This is a genomic window from Sporosarcina beigongshangi (assembly GCF_033485195.1).
In the GTDB taxonomy this organism is placed as follows: Bacteria; Bacillota; Bacilli; order Bacillales_A; family Planococcaceae; genus Sporosarcina; species Sporosarcina beigongshangi.
The window spans coordinates 147,721-167,020 of record NZ_JAWLIR010000010.1 but is presented as its reverse complement, the minus strand read 5'-3'; the positions used below and the strand labels follow the sequence as shown (position 1 = coordinate 167,020).

At 41.5% G+C, this 19,300-nt stretch carries 21 protein-coding genes and 1 pseudogene; 20 read left to right on the top strand and 2 right to left on the bottom strand.

Annotation, left to right across the window (positions count from 1 at the left end; translation table 11 throughout):
• From R2B77_RS07975 to R2B77_RS07960, 4 genes and pseudogenes are all read left to right on the top strand, one after another.
• Nucleotides 1-134 (top strand): annotated as a pseudogene (locus tag R2B77_RS07975) (transcriptional repressor); the annotation flags it as partial.
• 287 nt (nucleotides 135-421) lie between these two features.
• Nucleotides 422-1,321, top strand: coding sequence for a site-specific tyrosine recombinase XerD (gene xerD / locus R2B77_RS07970; RefSeq protein ID WP_203246414.1), 900 nt, complete (start codon nucleotides 422-424; stop codon nucleotides 1,319-1,321).
• A 38-nt stretch (nucleotides 1,322-1,359) separates the two neighbouring features.
• Nucleotides 1,360-2,553 (top strand): phosphopentomutase, encoded by a 1,194-nt coding sequence (gene deoB, locus R2B77_RS07965; RefSeq protein ID WP_203246415.1) that lies wholly within the window; start codon nucleotides 1,360-1,362, stop codon nucleotides 2,551-2,553.
• Nucleotides 2,554-2,558: 5 nt separating this feature from the next.
• Nucleotides 2,559-3,866: a pyrimidine-nucleoside phosphorylase gene (locus R2B77_RS07960; protein WP_203246416.1), complete on the top strand. Its 1,308-nt coding sequence runs from the start codon at nucleotides 2,559-2,561 to the stop codon at nucleotides 3,864-3,866.
• 329 nt (nucleotides 3,867-4,195) lie between these two features.
• Here R2B77_RS07960 and R2B77_RS07955 read toward each other — a convergent pair whose 3' ends face one another.
• Nucleotides 4,196-4,639, bottom strand: coding sequence for a carboxymuconolactone decarboxylase family protein (locus R2B77_RS07955; protein ID WP_203246417.1), 444 nt, complete (start codon nucleotides 4,637-4,639; stop codon nucleotides 4,196-4,198).
• 299 nt (nucleotides 4,640-4,938) lie between these two features.
• Here R2B77_RS07955 and R2B77_RS07950 point away from each other — a divergent pair, with 299 nt between their 5' ends.
• From R2B77_RS07950 to R2B77_RS07910, 9 genes are all read left to right on the top strand, one after another.
• Nucleotides 4,939-5,226: a DUF1871 family protein gene (locus R2B77_RS07950; RefSeq protein WP_203246418.1), complete on the top strand. Its 288-nt coding sequence runs from the start codon at nucleotides 4,939-4,941 to the stop codon at nucleotides 5,224-5,226.
• A gap of 281 nt (nucleotides 5,227-5,507) precedes the next feature.
• Complete coding sequence (locus R2B77_RS07945; protein ID WP_203246419.1) at nucleotides 5,508-5,939, top strand: VOC family protein; 432 nt, start codon at nucleotides 5,508-5,510, stop codon at nucleotides 5,937-5,939.
• Between the two features lie 846 nt (nucleotides 5,940-6,785).
• Complete coding sequence (locus R2B77_RS07940) at nucleotides 6,786-7,139, top strand: STAS domain-containing protein (RefSeq protein WP_203246420.1); 354 nt, start codon at nucleotides 6,786-6,788, stop codon at nucleotides 7,137-7,139.
• Complete coding sequence (gene spoIIAB, locus R2B77_RS07935; RefSeq protein ID WP_203246421.1) at nucleotides 7,129-7,575, top strand: anti-sigma F factor; 447 nt, start codon at nucleotides 7,129-7,131, stop codon at nucleotides 7,573-7,575. The genes R2B77_RS07940 and spoIIAB overlap by 11 nt, the downstream gene beginning before the upstream one ends.
• Before the next feature lie 3 nt (nucleotides 7,576-7,578).
• A complete protein-coding gene (locus tag R2B77_RS07930) occupies nucleotides 7,579-8,343 on the top strand; it encodes a SigF/SigG family RNA polymerase sporulation sigma factor (protein WP_203246422.1) in 765 nt (254 codons plus the stop codon).
• 27 nt (nucleotides 8,344-8,370) lie between these two features.
• Nucleotides 8,371-9,816 (top strand): spore germination protein, encoded by a 1,446-nt coding sequence (locus R2B77_RS07925; protein WP_203246423.1) that lies wholly within the window; start codon nucleotides 8,371-8,373, stop codon nucleotides 9,814-9,816.
• A gap of 69 nt (nucleotides 9,817-9,885) precedes the next feature.
• Nucleotides 9,886-11,214, top strand: a complete 1,329-nt coding sequence (gene lysA / locus R2B77_RS07920; RefSeq protein ID WP_203246424.1) for a diaminopimelate decarboxylase — start codon at nucleotides 9,886-9,888, stop codon at nucleotides 11,212-11,214.
• Nucleotides 11,211-11,315 carry a YdgA family protein gene (locus tag R2B77_RS07915; RefSeq protein ID WP_232843401.1) on the top strand — a complete coding sequence of 35 codons (105 nt, stop codon included), beginning with the start codon at nucleotides 11,211-11,213 and terminating at the stop codon, nucleotides 11,313-11,315. The genes lysA and R2B77_RS07915 overlap by 4 nt, the downstream gene beginning before the upstream one ends.
• A 56-nt stretch (nucleotides 11,316-11,371) precedes the next feature.
• Nucleotides 11,372-11,734 carry a GNAT family N-acetyltransferase gene (locus R2B77_RS07910; RefSeq protein ID WP_212391196.1) on the top strand — a complete coding sequence of 121 codons (363 nt, stop codon included), beginning with the start codon at nucleotides 11,372-11,374 and terminating at the stop codon, nucleotides 11,732-11,734.
• On the opposite strand, the gene R2B77_RS07905 is transcribed toward R2B77_RS07910, so the two are convergent.
• Nucleotides 11,731-12,234: a DUF309 domain-containing protein gene (locus tag R2B77_RS07905; RefSeq protein WP_203246426.1), complete on the bottom strand. Its 504-nt coding sequence runs from the start codon at nucleotides 12,232-12,234 to the stop codon at nucleotides 11,731-11,733. The genes R2B77_RS07910 and R2B77_RS07905 overlap by 4 nt on opposite strands.
• A 98-nt stretch (nucleotides 12,235-12,332) precedes the next feature.
• On the opposite strand from R2B77_RS07905, the gene R2B77_RS07900 reads away from it, so the two are divergent.
• The 7 genes from R2B77_RS07900 (at nucleotide 12,333) to ccsB (ending at nucleotide 19,200) form a co-directional block, all read left to right on the top strand.
• On the top strand, nucleotides 12,333-13,082 hold the full coding sequence (locus R2B77_RS07900; protein WP_203246427.1) for a segregation/condensation protein A: 750 nt from the start codon (nucleotides 12,333-12,335) through the stop codon (nucleotides 13,080-13,082).
• A 1-nt stretch (nucleotide 13,083) separates the two neighbouring features.
• Nucleotides 13,084-13,677: an SMC-Scp complex subunit ScpB gene (gene scpB / locus R2B77_RS07895; RefSeq protein WP_203246428.1), complete on the top strand. Its 594-nt coding sequence runs from the start codon at nucleotides 13,084-13,086 to the stop codon at nucleotides 13,675-13,677.
• A gap of 57 nt (nucleotides 13,678-13,734) precedes the next feature.
• Nucleotides 13,735-14,739, top strand: coding sequence for a D-alanyl-D-alanine carboxypeptidase family protein (locus R2B77_RS07890; protein WP_203246429.1), 1,005 nt, complete (start codon nucleotides 13,735-13,737; stop codon nucleotides 14,737-14,739).
• Between the two features lie 185 nt (nucleotides 14,740-14,924).
• Nucleotides 14,925-15,656, top strand: coding sequence for a pseudouridine synthase (locus R2B77_RS07885; protein WP_203246430.1), 732 nt, complete (start codon nucleotides 14,925-14,927; stop codon nucleotides 15,654-15,656).
• Between the two features lie 152 nt (nucleotides 15,657-15,808).
• On the top strand, nucleotides 15,809-16,339 hold the full coding sequence (gene resA / locus R2B77_RS07880; protein ID WP_203246431.1) for a thiol-disulfide oxidoreductase ResA: 531 nt from the start codon (nucleotides 15,809-15,811) through the stop codon (nucleotides 16,337-16,339).
• Nucleotides 16,340-16,357: 18 nt separating this feature from the next.
• The gene (resB, locus tag R2B77_RS07875; protein ID WP_203246432.1) at nucleotides 16,358-18,034 is read left to right on the top strand and encodes a cytochrome c biogenesis protein ResB; all 1,677 of its coding nucleotides are present in this window, start codon (nucleotides 16,358-16,360) and stop codon (nucleotides 18,032-18,034) included.
• A complete protein-coding gene (gene ccsB / locus R2B77_RS07870) occupies nucleotides 18,016-19,200 on the top strand; it encodes a c-type cytochrome biogenesis protein CcsB (RefSeq protein WP_203246433.1) in 1,185 nt (394 codons plus the stop codon). The genes resB and ccsB overlap by 19 nt, the downstream gene beginning before the upstream one ends.
• Nucleotides 19,201-19,300: the final 100 nt, after the last annotated feature.

The following is a 19,300-nucleotide window of genomic DNA, read 5'->3' as shown; positions in this document are numbered from 1 at the left end:
TTCAGGAAGATCTTCTCGGCGATGTCGAAAAGATTGTTGAAAGCCGTTTTCAATTTGCCATTAAAGATCATTGGTTAACGTTTCATGGTGTTTGTAAAAGATGTACATCGGATGTAGATGATAGTGAAGTTTAACAGGGAGGAATGAAGTTCAATTCCTCCCTGTTAATGCCTTCGGCGGATGTCCCAGATTTTTAATGGAGAAGAAAGGCAACTAAAGTTCGCCGCGTCCTGCGGCAACAGTTGCATACCTGCATCCTGCAGGTACAAGCTCAATTCAAAATCTGGACGCAAACATGCCGAGGCGTGTTTGATAAAAAGGGATGGCGCGCCGCTATCCCTTTTGTCGTTGGATACGAAAGGGGGAAAGGGATTGTTTAAACAAAGGATAGACAGAACTTGTTTTTTATTTCCCGCTATTCATGAAAGATAATCATTTTGCGCTTGAGGATTATATGCATTTTTTAAAAGTGGAACGCCAATTGTCTAGCAATACGATTATTTCTTATAGGCGTGATCTAGATGATTACATGGATCATCTAGAAGATAAAGGCTTCAAAACGATTGATGATGTAGATCGACCGGCTATTTTAGAGCATTTGCAACGTTTGAAAGAAAGTGGTAAATCTTCAAGAACTGTGTCGAGACATATCTCCTCAATTCGCTCCTTTCATCAGTTTCTTTTACGAGAAAAAGTGACTACTCAAGATCCGACGGTACATTTAGAATTACCGAAGCTAGAGCAGAAATTGCCACGCGTTTTGTCTATGGAAGAAGTAGATAGGTTAATCGCTATCCCAGATCGTTCAAAGCCTCAAGGCGTGAGGGACCATGCGCTATTGGAAATATTGTATGGGACAGGAATGCGGGTTAGTGAGCTAATTGGGTTAGATATGGATGATATCCATTTGTCGATGGGCTTTGTTCGCGTGTTCGGTAAGGGGGGGAAGGAACGGATTATCCCACTCGGCGGCAAAGCCATTGAAGCTTGTCAAACGTATATAGCTGAGGCGCGTCCTGGTTTTATCGCCAAGCAAAAACAAGCGGAAGCATTGTTTGTCAATATGCGTGGAACTCGTCTAACAAGGCAAGGCTGCTGGAAGCTATTGAAGGGGCATGCACTGGAAGCGGGTATACAAAAGGAATTGACACCGCATATTTTGCGTCATTCTTTTGCTACGCATCTCATTGAAAATGGGGCGGATCTGCGTGCTGTTCAGGAAATGCTTGGCCATGCAGATATTTCAACAACTCAAATTTATACACATGTTAGCCGTTCACGGTTAAAAGAAGTGTATGTGAAATTTCACCCGCGGGCTTGAAATAATGGAAACAGATTATTTAATTGGAGGAAACAACTATGCAAAAACAACAATTTAAACGCATCCATGTAATCGTACTTGACTCCGTAGGTATCGGAGAAGCCCCGGATGCCCAATTATTCGGTGATGTAGGCTCCAATACGCTCGGGCACATCGGAGACGCAATGGAAGGATTACATATGCCTCATATGAGCAAACTGGGCCTTGGGAACATCGGTGAAATAAAAGGGATTACAGTTGAAGACGAGCCACAGGCGTATTATGGCAAAATGGAAGAAGCATCCGTTGGTAAGGATACTATGACGGGGCATTGGGAAATTATGGGGTTGAATATTGACAAGCCGTTCAAAGTCTATCCGAATGGCTTTCCACAAGAATTGATTGCTGAATTAGAGCAACGAACAGGACGTAAAGTGATTTGCAATCAACCTGCAAGTGGGACAGAGGTTCTTGACGAATACGGAGAAGAGCATATGGAGACAGGTGCGCTAATCGTCTATACATCAGCGGATCCGGTATTACAAATAGCAGCACATGAAGGTATTATTCCGATTGAGGAACAATATCGCATTTGTGAAATTGCACGTGAATTAACATTGGATCCAAAATATTTGGTCGGTCGTGTCATTGCGCGTCCATTTATTGGGGAACCAGGAAATTTCACGCGTACGACGAATCGCCATGACTATGCACTGAAGCCGTTTGGTCGGACTGTTATGAATGAATTAGTAGATGCTACATATGATGTGATTGCAGTTGGTAAAATTGCGGATATCTTTAATGGAGAAGGCATTACAGAATCAGTTCGTACAGTGAGTAATATGGATGGCGTTGACAAATTGTTAGATGTTATGAAGAAGGATTTCAAGGGGCTTAGCTTTACTAATCTTGTCGATTTTGATGCATTATTTGGTCATCGAAGAGATCCAATTGGGTATGGTAATGCGTTGCAGGAATTCGATGCAAGGTTACCGGAAATTATGACGGCTTTGCATGAAGAGGATTTGCTAATCATTACAGCGGATCATGGAAATGATCCGACCTATCCAGGGACGGATCATACACGTGAATACGTTCCGCTGCTTGTTTATTCGCCTAGTTTCAAGCGTGGCGGAGCTTTGCCGCAAAGGGAGACGTTTTCGGATGTTGGAGCGACAGTTGCGGATAACTTTAACGTGAAACTGCCAGAGTTCGGGGTAAGTTTCTTGAGTTTATTAGTTGGAAAGGTGTGATGTCAATGTTTAGAATGGTTGATGTAATCGAGAAAAAACGCAATGGTGAAGTGCTTTCGAAGGAAGAAATCACATTTTTCGTCAATGGTTATACAGATGGGTCAATTCCTGATTATCAAGCAAGTGCTTTTCTTATGGCAATTTACTTTACTGGGATGTCTGCGGAAGAACAAGGTCATCTGACGATGGCGATGGTTGAATCGGGCGATCAGATTGATTTGTCGGCGATTGAAGGGATTAAAGTCGATAAGCACTCCACTGGAGGGGTGGGCGATACGACGACACTTATCTTGGTGCCGCTTGTCGCTGCGTGTGGCGTACCTGTTGCGAAGATGAGTGGTCGTGGACTTGGCCATACAGGTGGAACGCTTGATAAGTTGGAGTCAATTGAGGGTTTTCACATTGAGTTAACGGAAGAGCAATTCGCCAAGCAAGTGAATGACTTGAATTTGGCAGTTATCGGTCAAAGTGGTAACCTAACGCCGGCAGATAAAAAGCTGTACGCCTTACGAGATGTAACAGCAACTGTTGATAGTATTCCTTTAATTGCTAGTTCGATTATGAGTAAGAAAATTGCTGCGGGCGCAGACGCCATCGTGCTGGATGTTAAAACTGGCGATGGGGCATTCATGAAAACCGAAGCAGATGCTAAAGCACTTGCTGAGTCAATGGTAGCGATTGGTAAGCAAGTGGGTAGACAGACAATGGCAGTCATTTCGGATATGAGTCAGCCGCTTGGTTTTGCGATTGGGAACGCGCTTGAAGTTATAGAGGCGATTGAAACGCTAAAAGGGCAAGGGCCAGATGATTTGACAGAACTTTGTTTTGTTCTCGGCAGCAAGATGATTGTGGCAGGCGGCAAAGCGGATTCGATTGATGAAGCCCGTGACATGCTGAAAGCGGTTATCGCCGACGGTTCAGCGCTTGAATTATTCGGCAAGCTGATTGAAGCGCAGGGAGGCAATGCGGCAATTATCCATGATGTTTCGTTGTTGCCTACCGCAAAATATCAAATTGAGGTACCAGCACTGACATCAGGGTATGTTACGAAAATGGAAGCGGATGATATCGGTGTTGCGGCCATGCTATTAGGGGCAGGACGAGCGACGAAGGAAGATGAAATTGACCTCGCCGTTGGAATTGTTTTGCGTAAAAAAATTGGTGATTCCGTACAGCAAGGTGAGCCACTTGCCGTCATTCATTCGAATATACAGGATGTGGAACGTTCTATCGCTTTGATACAACAACATATTATCATTAGCGAACAAGCAGTTGAAAGCCCGCGTCTCATTGGAGAAATGATCACGGGTTGAATTGAATAATTGTGAAGGGCTATCCCGTTGATCGAGATTTTTCGGTCGATGGGGTAGCTTTTTTTTGATTGTAGGTATTTGGGTATTTATTAAAGGAAAGAAGCCTTCTAACAACGTTTGATGCTGACTTCGCTGGAGATAACGAAGCATCATAAGTTCGGCAAATGCCATAATAATATATTTTTAGAACATCCATTCAGATGTTCTTTTTCTTTATATATAAACGAAGAGAAAGCGGAGTGAGATTGTGCCTTACGATACATAAGGCACAGAATGCGTAGTAAAAGAACGTGAAAAAACGAACACCGAAAGATGTTCGTTGAGAGTAATTATTTTTCAGTCGCGATATTACCCATTGCAATAGAAATTCTATTCCAACTGTTGATTTGATTGATGATTAGAACAAGGTCAACATATTGTTTCTCGTCATATTGTTCAAGTACTCGCTTATATAGATCGTCAGGAACTCTTTTGGTAGGGATTAGAGTAATATGCTCAGACAGTTCCAGAGCAACTTTCTCCGCTGGTGTATAAAAAGTGCATTCATTCCAAGCGCTCAAACAATAAATTCGTTGTTCAGTTTCACCCATCTTACGAGCATCGGATGAATGCATATCAATGCAGAAGGCGCAGCCATTAATTTGAGAGGCTCTGATTTTGATTAACTCTCTAGTTGTTCTATTTATTGTAGACTGCTTAGTGTACTTCTCCATATCCATCATAATTTTCATACCTTCGGGTGCAACATCATTGTAGGGAACTCTTTGACTCATAAGGCAAGACTCCTTTTGGTTTTAATTTACCACTATTATACCCATTCTCGAACGTTTGTACTAACTTTTTGTTTGATATTCAAATTAAGAGGAATTTCACTTGTAAATTGGAGCTAGTAGCTTCGTAGTACGACTCATTATGTGTAACAGCAAGCACCTTATTGAAATGTTATTTTATGCCTCCTAAATGGGTAATCATGGTACTATGAAATTTAATAGTTATTCAATTAATTTGGTATGTTTGTTAAATAAGGGTGTAGCATAAATCACTAAAAATTACATTTTGAAAGAGGGATATTATGAACCACTACCAAATTGTAAAAGAAGTAATTAATGATTGGGACCCGATGAACTTTTTAAGTTTCTCATCTGAGGATGAATATGATCCAGAAATAAGTCGCATTGTATCGCGATTACCAACTGCATCTGTTGAAAAATTAGCTGAAGTGATACATGAGGTCTTTGATGAAATGTTTTCGAGGAGTAGAAGTAGAATACCTTCAATTAATAATTGTTATCCTAGTGCCCTAAAAATTTGGGATAAAATTTATAATAATAAATATCCAAACTTAAAAAAACGATATTAATCAAAAGAAATATTATAAAACTTCCATGAGTGCTTCCCGTAAGGGAGCAACATTCTGTGATGCACCGTGGTCGTTGGAGTCAGACTAATGGATGGGCTCAATGGCACCATAGTTGATTGACCTTCTTCTCCCAGCCGTACTATCCAACATCCGTTTTCATCCTCTGTGGTGTAGCGCTGATTTTGCGCTACATGGATGGCTAACGGTGCAGGATAGTGAAAGAGGGATTATTAAGCATTTTGTTGAAATTATTACTTAATAAAAATATGGAGGTAATATTAATGGTATTGCAAAGAATTAGCTTGATTACTATTGGGGCATTCAATTTACCAATTTTACGTTCGTTTTATAAAAGTTTAGGATGGGAAGAAACAGAGATAAGTTCTGATAATTACGCTGCCTATAAAACAGCGGGTGTAATTCTTTCAATATTTCCTATTGAGGAATTGGCTAAGGATGCAGGAGTTGAAATTACTGAAAGTGTAGATACCTTTCGTGGCGTGACTTTTGCCATCAACGTAGACAAACCAGAAGAAGTGGATACAACAATTGATGCTATTAGAAAAATAGGTGGGAATATTTTAAGAGAACCAAGTGATGCCTTCTGGGGAGGAAGAACAGCCTATTTTTCGGATCCCGAGAACAACCTTTGGGAAATTGCTTGGAACCCAGACTCAGTATTCGATGAACGAGGAGCTATGATTTCATTTTGATAGTGAGTGAAAGTTTCATTTTAAAGTATGGCATAGATCAGTGTATGAGAGTCTTTCTACTTAAATTAGCGGGTGTTTAGTTTAACAACAGGAGTTCATCTATTGACGTTCTTTTTTATGTAACGGTTGGACCATTATGCGTCGTTATGGAAAAAAATTCTTTCTTCATTATAACGAGTGATGACGAAAGGGGGAACATGTAACGGAACTACGAGTTGCAACATTGATACTTGATTATCTTCAAGTTGGTATTCTCGTATCTTGAATTAAAGAAGGTGGGAATCAAATACAAACCGTCAAGATTCTTTTCAATGTATCGCCTGAATTTGAGGGCAATATAAGAGGTATACAATATCAAGTCCACCATTAAGAAATAAAGTAGGACTGATGCTGAGTATTAGGGTAAAACTTTATTGACTTAAAACCCTCACGGACAGAGTGAAGATAATAAATAGAAAAGGCAACATTTCGTTCATTTGAATGGATTGTTGCCTTTTCTATATGGATTTACTTAAATTACTTTCCAATTTACTTGTTTGATTTACGCTTTTTCTATAATCATCAGCGAAGGCGACCCCTAGCGCCAAGCGGTGTTTAGAAAGTTTCTTTAGTGTGTGTGGTGCACAGTCACCGTTGTACTTTTTCATGATGCGTTATTAGTGGGATTCTTTATTTCAACATATATAACATATCCATGTGTAAATCCCATCCAACATGTGCATACTTTCCTTAATTAAGGGCATTGTCGAAAAGTAAGAACCTTTTACTATCTATGACTAGTTTTGTCAGCTAAGAGGTTTCGCCTTCTCCAGTGTGGAATAATTCGCAGTAAGGAGGGGGTTCAGCATGGCTGGCATCGAAATACTAGACAATGGCATCTTAATTGTGACACTACGTGGGGAATTGGATAATCATCAGGCGAATCAAATCAGAACGCATATTTCCACATCTATTTTTACGGGACAAGTGCGCGCAATCATTTGGAATTTAGAAGGACTTGGCTTTATGGACAGTGCAGGAATCGGGCTCATACTTGGTAGGATGCGTGACCTAGTGCCTTCAAATGGAGAGACACTTATTTTGAATCCTACCCCGACTATGGAAAAGATTTTTAACTTTTCCGGTCTTGGGTCAACTATAAGACATTGTACGGTCGACAAAGCGATCGGGGAAATTGGAGGGGTTTTACATGAACAATGAAATGACGTTATCATTCGTCGCAATTGAAGAAAATGAAGCACTGGCAAGGATGGCGATGACCTGTTTCATCACACCCCTTGACCCAACAATCGAAGAAATTTCGGAGTTTAAGACAATCGTTTCAGAAGCTGTAACGAATGCTATCATTCATGGCTATGAGATGGATGGTGTCAGCCTAGTTACACTTCACGCCATTATTCAAGACAACAAAGTAACGATGACAGTGCGCGATGAAGGGATGGGGATTTTTGATGTAGGGCAGGCGATGGAACCAATGTTTACCACGCGACCTTTCATGGAACGTTCAGGTATGGGATTTACGATTATGGAAAGCTTCTCCGACAGTCTGTCTGTTGAATCTGTTGTCGGAAGTGGAACTGTTGTTAAGTTCGAAAAAACGTTTTCTCCGGTCACGGAAGTAAGCAGAATGAGGTGACCTATGGACGCATCTGTTGAAGTGCAACCCGCTTTGTTGACGCAGGAGAAGATGAGGGAACTAATTCAAGTTTCACAGGAAGGCGATAAGGAAGCGAGAAGGATGATGGTTGAGGGCAATACAAGACTAGTTTGGTCCATTGTTCAACGCTTTGCCTCGCGTGGCGCTGACCCCGAAGATTTATTTCAAATTGGTTGTATTGGGTTGATGAAATCGATTGATAAATTCGACCTTTCTTATGAGGTGAAGTTTTCTACGTATGCTGTGCCAATGATTGTCGGAGAAATCCAGCGTTTTTTAAGAGATGACGGGATGGTGAAGGTAAGTCGCTCTATTCGTGAGCTAAGTTTTAAAATCCGTCATGCTACAGATGATTATATTAAAAAACACGGAAAATCGCCGTCTATATCAGAGGTTGCAGCAGCTTTAGAAGTGCCAGTCGATGATATTATTTTGGCGTCCGATGCTTTGCGTGATCCTGCCTCCCTTCATGAGCAATTATATGAAAGTGAAGGAGACAGTCTGACGCTAATGGATCAACTACGAGATGATCGGTCCGAGAGGGTATTTGATCATATTCCCCTTCGTGATGTCATATCGAAATTAAATAAACGCGATCAGACCATTATTTATATGCGTTACTATCTGGATTGTACACAAAGCGATATTGCGGAACGCATTGGTATATCACAAGTACAAGTATCGCGTCTTGAAAAGAAAATTTTAGCTCAACTGAAATCATGGATGGGTGTTAATGCTGAGGCATAATTGAAAAAGTGAGGATGGATTGAATCCATGAAGAAGTTATTCCGTTCGATGAATGAAGGTGAGGAGTGGTTCCGCGCGTGTTTTGGAAAAGACGAGACGTTTGATGCGACAGCTAGGTCTTTGCATCTTTGGGACATGCCTGCACTGTTACTGTACATTAATGGACTAGTAGATGGCGCTACAATCACGACGCTACTAACGGAAATGCAAGGGAATACGGAAAGGCCAGAAATGAAGGGAGATGGAACAGATCAGTTCCTCTCCTTTTTCCCATACCATGCGATATCCAACATCAAGGACAAAGATGAATTGTTGACATCGATTCTCAGTGGTCAAGCAGCATTCATAACGCCTGAAGGCTATGCGTTTACAATTGATATTAGATCTTATCCTGGCAGGCAGCCAGAAGAGCCGGACAATGAAAAAGTCGTCAGGGGGCCAAGGGACGGGTTTACAGAAAACCTAATTCAAAATACGGCTCTTGTTCGTAGGCGTTTACGCACCGAAAAGTTACGCTTTGAAATGCATAAAGTAACAGTTAATGGAAAAACGGATATCGCCATTACCTATATGAAAGGAGCTGCAAGTGAAGAGCATCTAACCTATATACGGGATAGACTCGATGAAATTCGTCATGATGGACTTACAATGACCGATAAATCATTGGAGGAATTTTTGTTCAAACAGGGTTTTCATCCGATGCCATTTGTCCGTTTTACAGAGCGCCCCGATATTTGTGCGGCGCATTTATTGGAAGGACATATCGCCATCATCGTTGATACGTCCCCTTCTGTTATTCTTGTACCAACGACATTATTTCATCATCTTCAACATGCAGAGGAGTACCGTCAAGCGCCGCTTTTAGGGACGGCTGTTCGCGCAGTGCGATTTTTTGGAGCTGCGATGAGCTTAATACTCCTTCCGTTTTGGTATTTAATCGCGACGAAACAACAATATTTACCGGATTTTCTCAGTTATATAGGACCGAAGGATATAGGAGAAATTCCGTTAATTTTACAGTTGCTCGGCGCGGATATTGGCATTGAAGTACTTCGAATGGCAGCCATTCATACACCAACTCCGATGTCGACAGCGATGGGACTTGTTGCGGCTATAGTCATTGGGCAAGTGGCGATTGACGTCGGTTTATTTACCCCGGAGGTGGTGTTGTACGTAGCAGTTAGTGCTATTTTTACTTTTGCTATTCCATCTTATGAATTAAGTATTACGACAAAGATTTTCAGAATTTGCATATTGCTTTCAACAGCGTTGCTCGGAGCACCTGGTTTCTTCATATCCATTACAGTTCTTTTTTACTATCTATGTTCTTTGAAGCCGATGGGTGTTCCTTATTTATGGCCCGCTGTTCCATTTTTTCCACAAGCGATGCTTCGCGTTTTAATCAGATTTCCAATGACTGCGGATGAACCCCGACCGTTTATTACCGACTCGCCGGACAGGGATCGTATCTGATAGGTGATTGCCACTACCCACTCTGTTATGATAAAGTTTTAGTTATATGATTTGGGAGGGGAAGGCAATATGCATTTGTACGGAACACAATCAGTCAATCAGCAGGACCATCTAACAATTGGTGGCGTCGATGCAATTGATCTTGCACATACGTATGGTACACCACTCGTCGTCTATGATATCGCTCTGTTCCGTGAACGGGCGCAGGCCTTCAAAGAAACTTTTAAAAATGTAGGCATCCGTGCACAGGTTGCCTATGCGAGTAAAGCATTCTCGTCAATTGCGATATACGAAGTAGCGAAGCAAGAAGGGCTTTCTCTCGACGTTGTTTCTGGTGGAGAGCTGTTTACGGCTATCGCGGCGGACTTTCCGCGGGAGAAAATTCATTTCCACGGTAATAATAAAAGCTATACCGAATTACAATATGCTTTTGATGAAAAAATAGGTTGCATTGTCATTGATAATTTCTCTGAAATTGCGTTGGTGAAGGAAATTGCGGAATCACGCAAGGAACGAATGAGTGTGCTCATTCGGGTAACTCCTGGTGTTGAAGCGCATACGCATGATTATATTACGACGGGACAGGAAGATTCGAAGTTTGGCTTTGATTTGAAAAATGGTCAGACAGATGAGGCATTTCTTCAATTACATGATCATCCTTATATCCAATTACTCGGTATGCATTGCCATATTGGTTCTCAAATATTTGAAACTGACGCTTTCCGTTTTGCGGCGGAGGTACTGATGGACAAGATGATTGCTTGGCGTGACGAGCATGATTTCATTTGTTCTGTATTGAATTTGGGCGGAGGATTTGGTATTCGTTATACAGAAGAAGACACGCCACTTGTACCTTCCGCTTACATTGAGGAAATGGCGACAATTGTCCTGTCGATGACGCGTAGCCATAGCTACCCTGTGCCGGAAATCTGGATTGAACCAGGTAGATCATTGGTTGGAGATGCGGGTACATCACTTTATACGGCTGGCAGTACAAAAGAAGTGCCGGGTATCCGGACGTATATAGCTGTGGACGGTGGAATGTCAGATAATATCCGACCAGCGCTATACGGAGCGAAATATACGGCTGCTTCAGCGAATCGTATGAGCACTGCTCATGATAAAAAAGTTACAATTGCAGGGAAATGCTGTGAGTCGGGGGATAAGCTGATTGAAGAAGCCTATCTTGCCAATCCGATTGAAGGGGACGTCATCGCTATTTTCTGTACAGGTGCGTATGGCTACTCGATGGCAAGTAATTATAATCGACTACCAAAGCCGGCCATTGTCTTTTGTGAAAATGGAGAGCATCAGCTAGTCGTTCGTAGAGAGACCTATGAAGATGTCGTCAGATTAGACATTCCGCTACAAATCGTTAGACGGGAGGAAAAGATTTGAAAAGACGTAACATCCTCCTCTTTGCGATTATTGTAGTTGCGGCGATTGCGTGGGGAGCTGTATACTGGTACTTTGTCATGCCGATTATCGACCCTCGTTAATGGATCATAAATGGATGATTGATAAAGGATTCTCAGAAAAGAAGGGATTCAAATTGATGCTTTTGCGTTATAAAAAAACGTATGAAAAGATTGCGATGGGGCTATTATCTTATATGCCTGGCGATAAAACTGCGAAGAAGTTACAGGAAACGATTCACAGATACGAAACAGACGATAGGTGGCAACTCTATTTATTAAAAAAAGAGGATGACATTATCGGCCTAATCGGTGTGGAATTAGGCGACGAAGACTACACGTTATACCATATTTCAGTTAATCCATCTTTTCGAGGAGAAGGGGTTGGAAAGGAAATGGTAGCGAAAGTGAAGGCGCTTTTCCCTAACATGGAATGTAAAAGTACTGAAGAAACTGATTTATTTATACAGAAGTGTCAAGCAAAAGGAGAAGGAGCAGATTAATGTCTGCCCTTCTTCTTTTCGTCACGCTCACGAAGAATATCACTACGATCCCTTCGCATATGTTTATGAATGACCGCTTCGCTACCAAATGGAAGGAGCGTCATAGATTGTCGCGCGAGCTCGACTTTGGCTTGTAGAGCGGGTGATGTAATTGCAAATGGAAAGGATTCAAAAGGGTATTTTTTTTCAACTCGTTTGACGCTTTCGTTCACATGCGTGATGAGCTGTTGAAAGTTGATTTCATTTCTGTCAGATTCAGAAAAAGTGGGTAGTCTTTTCGCAACTTTATGCAATGTACGTGATGCACCCGTGAAATTGTTACGACGCCAATGGTACATGCCTGTCGCCAGGAGTATATAAGTTGCTAGTGGATGCTCTTTGTCACTTAGTGGAATCGACTTCCAATACTCCTCCAATACTTCGTGACATTCAAAATAGTCTTGATTGTTATTAAAATAAACAATAAACTGAACGAATAACGGATGATGATACAAATGCATGAAATCAGTCCTTTCTTGTCTAGGTTCTAGCGCCAGTCGCACTTGGATAGGCGCTTGTGCTTTTGTTACTAAAAAATAGTAGGTAGGTGTCCCGCAGTATGTCGTATAAAGTAAAACTAGAAGCTTTTGAAGGCCCACTGGATCTATTATTACATTTAATCAACAGACTTGAAATTGATATATACGATATTCCGATGGCTGAATTGACGGCGCAGTACATAGAACACCTTCACGCTATGCGTATTTTGCAATTAGATGAACTGAGTGAATACCTCGTTCTCGCCGCAACATTAATAGAAATCAAGAGTAAGATGCTACTTCCAATCCATGAGGGGGAAGAATTTGACGAAGGTATGGATTTTGAGTTGGAGGACGATCCACGGGACGAACTTGTTGCACGTCTTATTGAATATAGGAAGTATAAAGAGGCGGCTGTTAGTTTAAAGGAATCTGCGGATGAAAGATCCGATTACTTCACAAAGTCACCTGAAGATTTGACAGAATTTGGTGAAGTAATCCCGAGTAGTAATGATGAAAGTTTGAATGTATTTGATTTAATCGGTGCATTCCAAAAGATGCTCGATAGAAATCGATTGAAAGCTCCGATGACTGCAAGTATAACAAAAATGGAAATATCTATCGGTGAAAAAATGGATGCGATTATGGCCATACTAGAAAGAGGCGGCGGAAAATGCGATTTCCATTCGCTATTTGACAGAGGTAATACGCCAGATCTTGTCGTGACGTTTTTATCGTTGTTGGAATTGATGAAACGCCGTGATATTACTGTGGTGCAGCAAGGTAATTTTGATGAACTAACAGTGGCGTTCCGTCGGGAGGATGAGTGAGATGGATAAGAAGGAACGTTTGTCGGGTATGATTGAAAGTTTTTTATTTCTTGTGGGGGATGAAGGACTGACAGTGAAACAATTAACCGTTCTTACTGAACGACAAGAAGCCGAAGTGAATGCTGCGCTTGAATGGCTACAGTTGAGCTATGAACAACGCAATGAGAGTGGCATTACGATGAAGCTTTTAGCAGGTGCTTATCGCCTTGTGACAAAGGCAGAATTTGCGGAGGATATTAAACGGTTACTAGAAAATCCAACGCCGAAGTCAATGACGCAAGCCTCCCTTGAAGTGCTGGCGATAATTGCTTATAGACAGCCGGTAACGCGAGTGGAAATTGATGATTTGCGTGGTGTGAAGTCAGAAGGACCTATTAGTACGCTTATTGCAAAGGGATTGATTATGGAAAAAGGTCGTTCAGAAGGTAGTGGACGGGCGATTCTTTACGGTACGACAGATTTATTTTTAGATCGTTTTGGTTTGGAATCACTCAAGGAGTTGCCACCACTCCAACAGGAGGACGATGACGCAACGGGAGATACTGATTTGTTTATGACTAAATTCCAAGAAGCATTTGCAATGGAAGAAGACTAAAGAGGGATGATGTCCAATCCCTCTGCTAAAAAAGGAAATCTCTTAAGGAGGAAGCGCATGTTGAAACGGACGATGATGATTGTCCTGTTTTTCTCATTATTTCTTGGCGCTGTACCGAAAGAAGCGGCAGCAGCGGGTAGCGCATGGGTAGTTATTGATGCAGATACAGGGCGATTGTTAGAGGGGTATAATGCAGATGCCCAGTTACCAATCGCCAGCTTAACGAAAATTTGGACAGCGTTGACCTTTATCGAAAGTGGCAGCTCATTCGGAGAAGTTGCGATATCCCCACAAGCTTCGTCAGCAGAAGGTTCATCGATTTACTTGAAGCAGGGTATGCTCATAGACGCGGAGACATTGTTGTACGGCTTAATGCTACGATCTGGTAATGACGCAGCTTACGCGTTATCAGAACAGGCAGGGGGATCGCTGGAGGGGTTTGTAGACTTAATGAATGATAAGGCGCTTGTCTACGGCCTTAAGCGAACCGTCTTCACCAATCCGTCCGGCTTACATGATGACCGCCATCTGTCTACAGCATATGAAACGGCACTCATGTTACGTTATGCGATGGACAATGACAAATTCCGTGAAATTGCAATGACTAAAAATCATCGGTATGAAGGAGAAAGTCAAATATATAGCTGGCGTAACAAACATCGTCTTCTTCATTATGAGCCAACTGCGATTGCCGGAAAGACAGGTTTTACAAAAACAGCAGGTCGGACGCTGGCAACATACTTTGAGAAGGATGGCAAAAATATCATCGTCGTAACACTCAATAATAGTGATGATTGGAATACACATAAAAGCTTGGCGGATAAAGTATTTTCTGATTACAAATTAACAACCGTCGCGAAAAAAGGAATGTATGCTATCCTGCCGGGGGTTGAAATGGAATTGGAAACTCCAATTCGTCTTTTACTCAAAAAGGGCGAAAAGGCTAAGTTGCAAAATATTATCCGTATTCCACAAGGGAAAAGCGAAAGAAGTACAGGACTTTGGACGGTTTTATTTGACAACGAGCCACTTATTGCGAGTGAAGTTATTATTAAACAGTAAAGTTAACTTCATAATTGCTTATTTAACTTGAATCAACAGGGAGTTCAAAATCCCAACGCAATTACGCCGAGGCGTAATTGATATTGTGTCGTTTCTGAGAAGACTGCTGCCATATAGGACAGTCTTCTTTTAATTTGACGCAAAGTATGACATAATTTTTGCAGAATGAAGAACGAGGTGTCTAGATGGAAAGATTGCAAAAAGTATTGGCGCAAGCGGGTGTTGCATCACGGAGAAAGTCCGAAGCACTCATTGTAGAAGGTAAAGTAAAAGTAAACGGCGTTGTCGTAACGGAGCTTGGAACAAAGGTTTCAAATTCGGATCGAGTAGAAGTGGAAGGCATTCAGCTTGTTAAAGAAAATTATGTCTATTATCTTTTATATAAACCAAGATCAGTTATTTCAACGGTCAATGACGACAAAGGAAGAAAAACAGTTCTTGATCTGTTTCCACTTGTAGAAGAGAGGGTATTTCCAGTAGGGCGACTCGATTACGATACGTCTGGAATTATTTTGATGACGAATGATGGTGATTTTTCTTACTTAATGACGCATCCTAAATTTGGCATTAAGAAGAAGTATGTCGCTAAGGTGAAGGGCATACCAGACCGTGAATCATTACGAAAACTAGAACGTGGGATTGACTTGGACGACGGTAAAACGGCCCCGGCGCATGTGAAGATGCAAACAGTCGATAAAAAAGCAGGTACTGCATTGATTGAAATTACAATCCATGAAGGACGAAACCGTCAAGTACGTCGCATGTTCGATGCGATTGGTTGTCCGGTGTTGAAACTCCGTCGTGAATCATTTGGTAATTTGACGACGCATGGTTTGAATGCAGGAGAGGCACGTGAATTAACGAAGCATGAAGTGAAACAGCTTCGTGTCCTTGCCGAAACGGGCAAAATCGGTTAACTGAAAGCGCTTGGCCCAACAAGGAAGGATGCAGTTCGATCTTTCTTTGTTGATTCAAACGTTCACAATCCTTTCATTTATCGGGAGCATCTACCAAAATTCGTTTGTTATAATAAGGGGTAGACGTAATTGATCGTTAGGAGGAAGTAAATTTGGCTAAAGTAAATAAAAAGAAGAGTCGCCTTATTATAAGGACGATTGTCCTGTTACTTCTCGTAGCAGCAGTCGGCTATACGATCACTTCGAAAGATCAAGTGAAGGTGTTAGCTGTCGGTGATAAAGCACCTGATTTTGAACTAGTAGACTTAGATGGTACTAAACATCGCCTATCTGATTACAAAGGACAAGGTGTATTCCTGAATTTCTGGGGGACTTGGTGTGGACCATGTAAAAAAGAAATGCCGCATATGGAAAGCCAGCATATTGCCTTTGAAGGGAAAGGTGTCCATATACTAGCTATCAATAACGCGGAATCTACGTTGAAGGTAGAAGCATTCAGGGATCAGTATGAGCTGACGTTTCCCATCGCAATTGATAAGGATAAAAGTGTCAAAGAAGCTTATAATATAGTGCCGCTTCCCACAACTTTTTTAATTAATAAAGAGGGGAAAATCGAAAAGATCATACAAACTGAAATGACCGAAGAGGAAATTATATCCCATTTGGAAAGTATTCAACCTTAACGAAGGAGTACATGCAAAATGAGTAAAATCAAATGCCAGTGCGGCCATGAAAATCCATTTGGTACAGTACTTTGTGAACGATGTGGTAGACCGCAGACCGAAGAAGCTAAAAAGAGTGAGCTTGTTGACATGCGCTACGAAGGCTCGTCTAGGAGGTCACAGACGTATAATAAATCGATTGTTGATAAGATTTGGAATTTCTTTTCAAGTGTTAAAGTTGGAATTGGTATTATTGTCGCTGTGCTTGTAACGGCTTCAATTGGAACTATCTTCCCTCAAAAATTGTATGTGCCTGTATCATCACCACTATCATCAGGTGCGGAATACTTAGCTTATTATGAACGCTTGTATGGATTTTTCGGTACCATTTACTATAAATTTGGTTTCTATGATATGTATAATAGTTGGTGGTTCATCACGTTGACGGGGATGCTTGGCGCATCGATTATTATTGCGAGTGTCGATCGGGTTGTACCACTTTACAAATCATTAAAAAAGCAACGTACCAAGCGTCATCCTTCTTTTATGAAGAAACAGCGCGTTTATGGTGAAGGAACTTCTGAAAATCCAGCTGGATCGCTTGTTAAAGCCGAGGAGAAATTGAAGGAACTTCGTTATAATGTTAAAATCGAAGATGGCGCATTATTGGCGGAAAAAGGGCGCTTCGCAAGATGGGGACCTTACGTCAACCATGCAGGAATTATCATTTTTCTATTTGGTGTTTTATTACGAGGAATCCCGGGTTTCTATGTGGATGAAACGATGTGGCTCCGTGAAGGGGAAACACGTTCTATCCCAGGTGCAGAGGGGTATTATTTGGAAAGCAAGAATTTCATCTTGGAAAACTATACGAAAGATGATGCCGACGACGTATTCGGTGAGGCATTGGATCGTGTGGGGATGATTGCAAGTAACTATCAGACAGACGTCGCACTTTATAAAATACCTGATGATGCAGTAGTAGGCTCTAGCGATTTTGAATTCGTAAAAGACTACTCCATCATCGTTAACAAACCACTGAAGTTCGATGGCTTTAACATTTTCCAAATGGATTACCGTCTCGATGAATTAAAATCAATGACATTCGAATTAACAGAAAAAGAAACAGATAAAACATTTGGTCAGTTTACAGTCGATTTGGCTGAACCTACTAAAAATTATGAACTGGAAAACGGGGCACAAGTTAGATTGATGGATTATTATCCAGACTTTGTGATGACGGATGGAGAACCAGATACGAAATCGCCGATTCCGAATAATCCTGCCTTTATTTTTGAAATGAAGACACCTGACAAGCCTGCTGGCGAAAGAAGTTTTGTGGCAATCCAGCAAACGCTTGAAACAGAGCTAAATGATTATAAAGTGAAGTTTGTTAGTGCAGAAACACGAGATATATCAGGGTTAACGATTCGGAAGGATAAAACACTATTCATCATCCTTCTTGGTGGAATTATCTTTATGATCGGTGTTGCACAGGGTGCATATTGGAATCATAGAAGAATTTGGATTCAACAAGGAACTGGCAACGAGCTACTAGTTGCTGGCCATACGAATAAAAACTGGTTCAAGTTGAAACAGGAGTTGAATCAAGTAAAAGATTTTGCAGCATTACCTACTTATACAGATAGGCAGGATACAGATGCTATTTTGGAAGATAAGGAAGGAGAACAATCAAAATGGGACTTGCAGCGCTAAGTGCTAATTTACTTCTGGTTTCATTTATTGCGTACCTTATCGCGACGGCATTTTTTGGTGGTGCGGTAAAAGGTGCGAAATCGGAAGCAACTTATAAAAATAATAGATGGGGAAATATCGCGATAACGATTACAATCATCGGGTTTATTACTCATCTCGGCTATTTCATTACACGTTGGATGGCTTCTGGCCATGCGCCAGTTAGTAATATGTTTGAATTTACGACCGCATTTGGCATGATGCTTGTTGGAGCATTCATTCTGTTGTTTTTCCTTTATCGGACACCATCACTCGGATTGTTTGCATTGCCGATAGCGGTTATTATCATTGCCTATGCAAGCATGTTTCCGAAGGAGATTACGCCGCTTATCCCGGCCCTTCAAAGCTATTGGTTGACGATTCACGTTATTACAGCAGCCCTTGGTGAAGCGATCCTTGCGATCAGTGCGGTTGCGGGACTGATCTTCTTGCTGAAAAATATTGATTTGACTAAGAAATCAAAACAACGCTTTTGGTTAGAAGCAGTTATGTTTACGCTTATTCTCGTAATTGGTTTTGTGTTGTCATCTACAACATTTAAGTTGATGGGTTATGAAGCTGAATTTTCATATATCGATAAAAATGAAATGCCGGCGAAGATGGTGTATCACTATCCACCGTTATTCGGTATGAATCAATCTGAATCATTAACGCCAGATGTTATGACACCATGGGCGGAAATGCCGGCTATTGTCAATGCGAAGACGTTAACGACATTCGTTTGGTCAGTTGCGACGGGGATTGTTTTGTACTTCATTCTTAGGCTCATTTTCCGACGTCCGATTGCAACGCTGTTCCAGCCGTTTGCTAAAAAAGCAAATTCGCAGTTGATGGATGAAATTGGCTATCGTGCGGTTATTATTGGTTTCCCAGTCTTTTCATTAGGAGCGCTGATCTTTGCTATGATCTGGGCACATGAAGCATGGTCTAGATTCTGGGGATGGGACCCTAAGGAAGTATGGGCACTCATTACATGGCTATTCTATGCAGCGTTTCTCCATGTGCGGTTATCACGTGGATGGGAAGGTGAAAAATCAGCGTGGCTTGCGGTCATCGGTTTTATCATTATTATGTTTAACTTGATCGCCGTGAACTTAATCATTGCGGGATTGCATTCATACGCTTGATCCAAGAAACTGCACGGTTGTTCACAGGACACCGTGCAGTTTTTTTGGCTGAAATCAGTTAAAGCCTCCGACTTCGTAGTTTCTTTTTTATCAGGTGGCT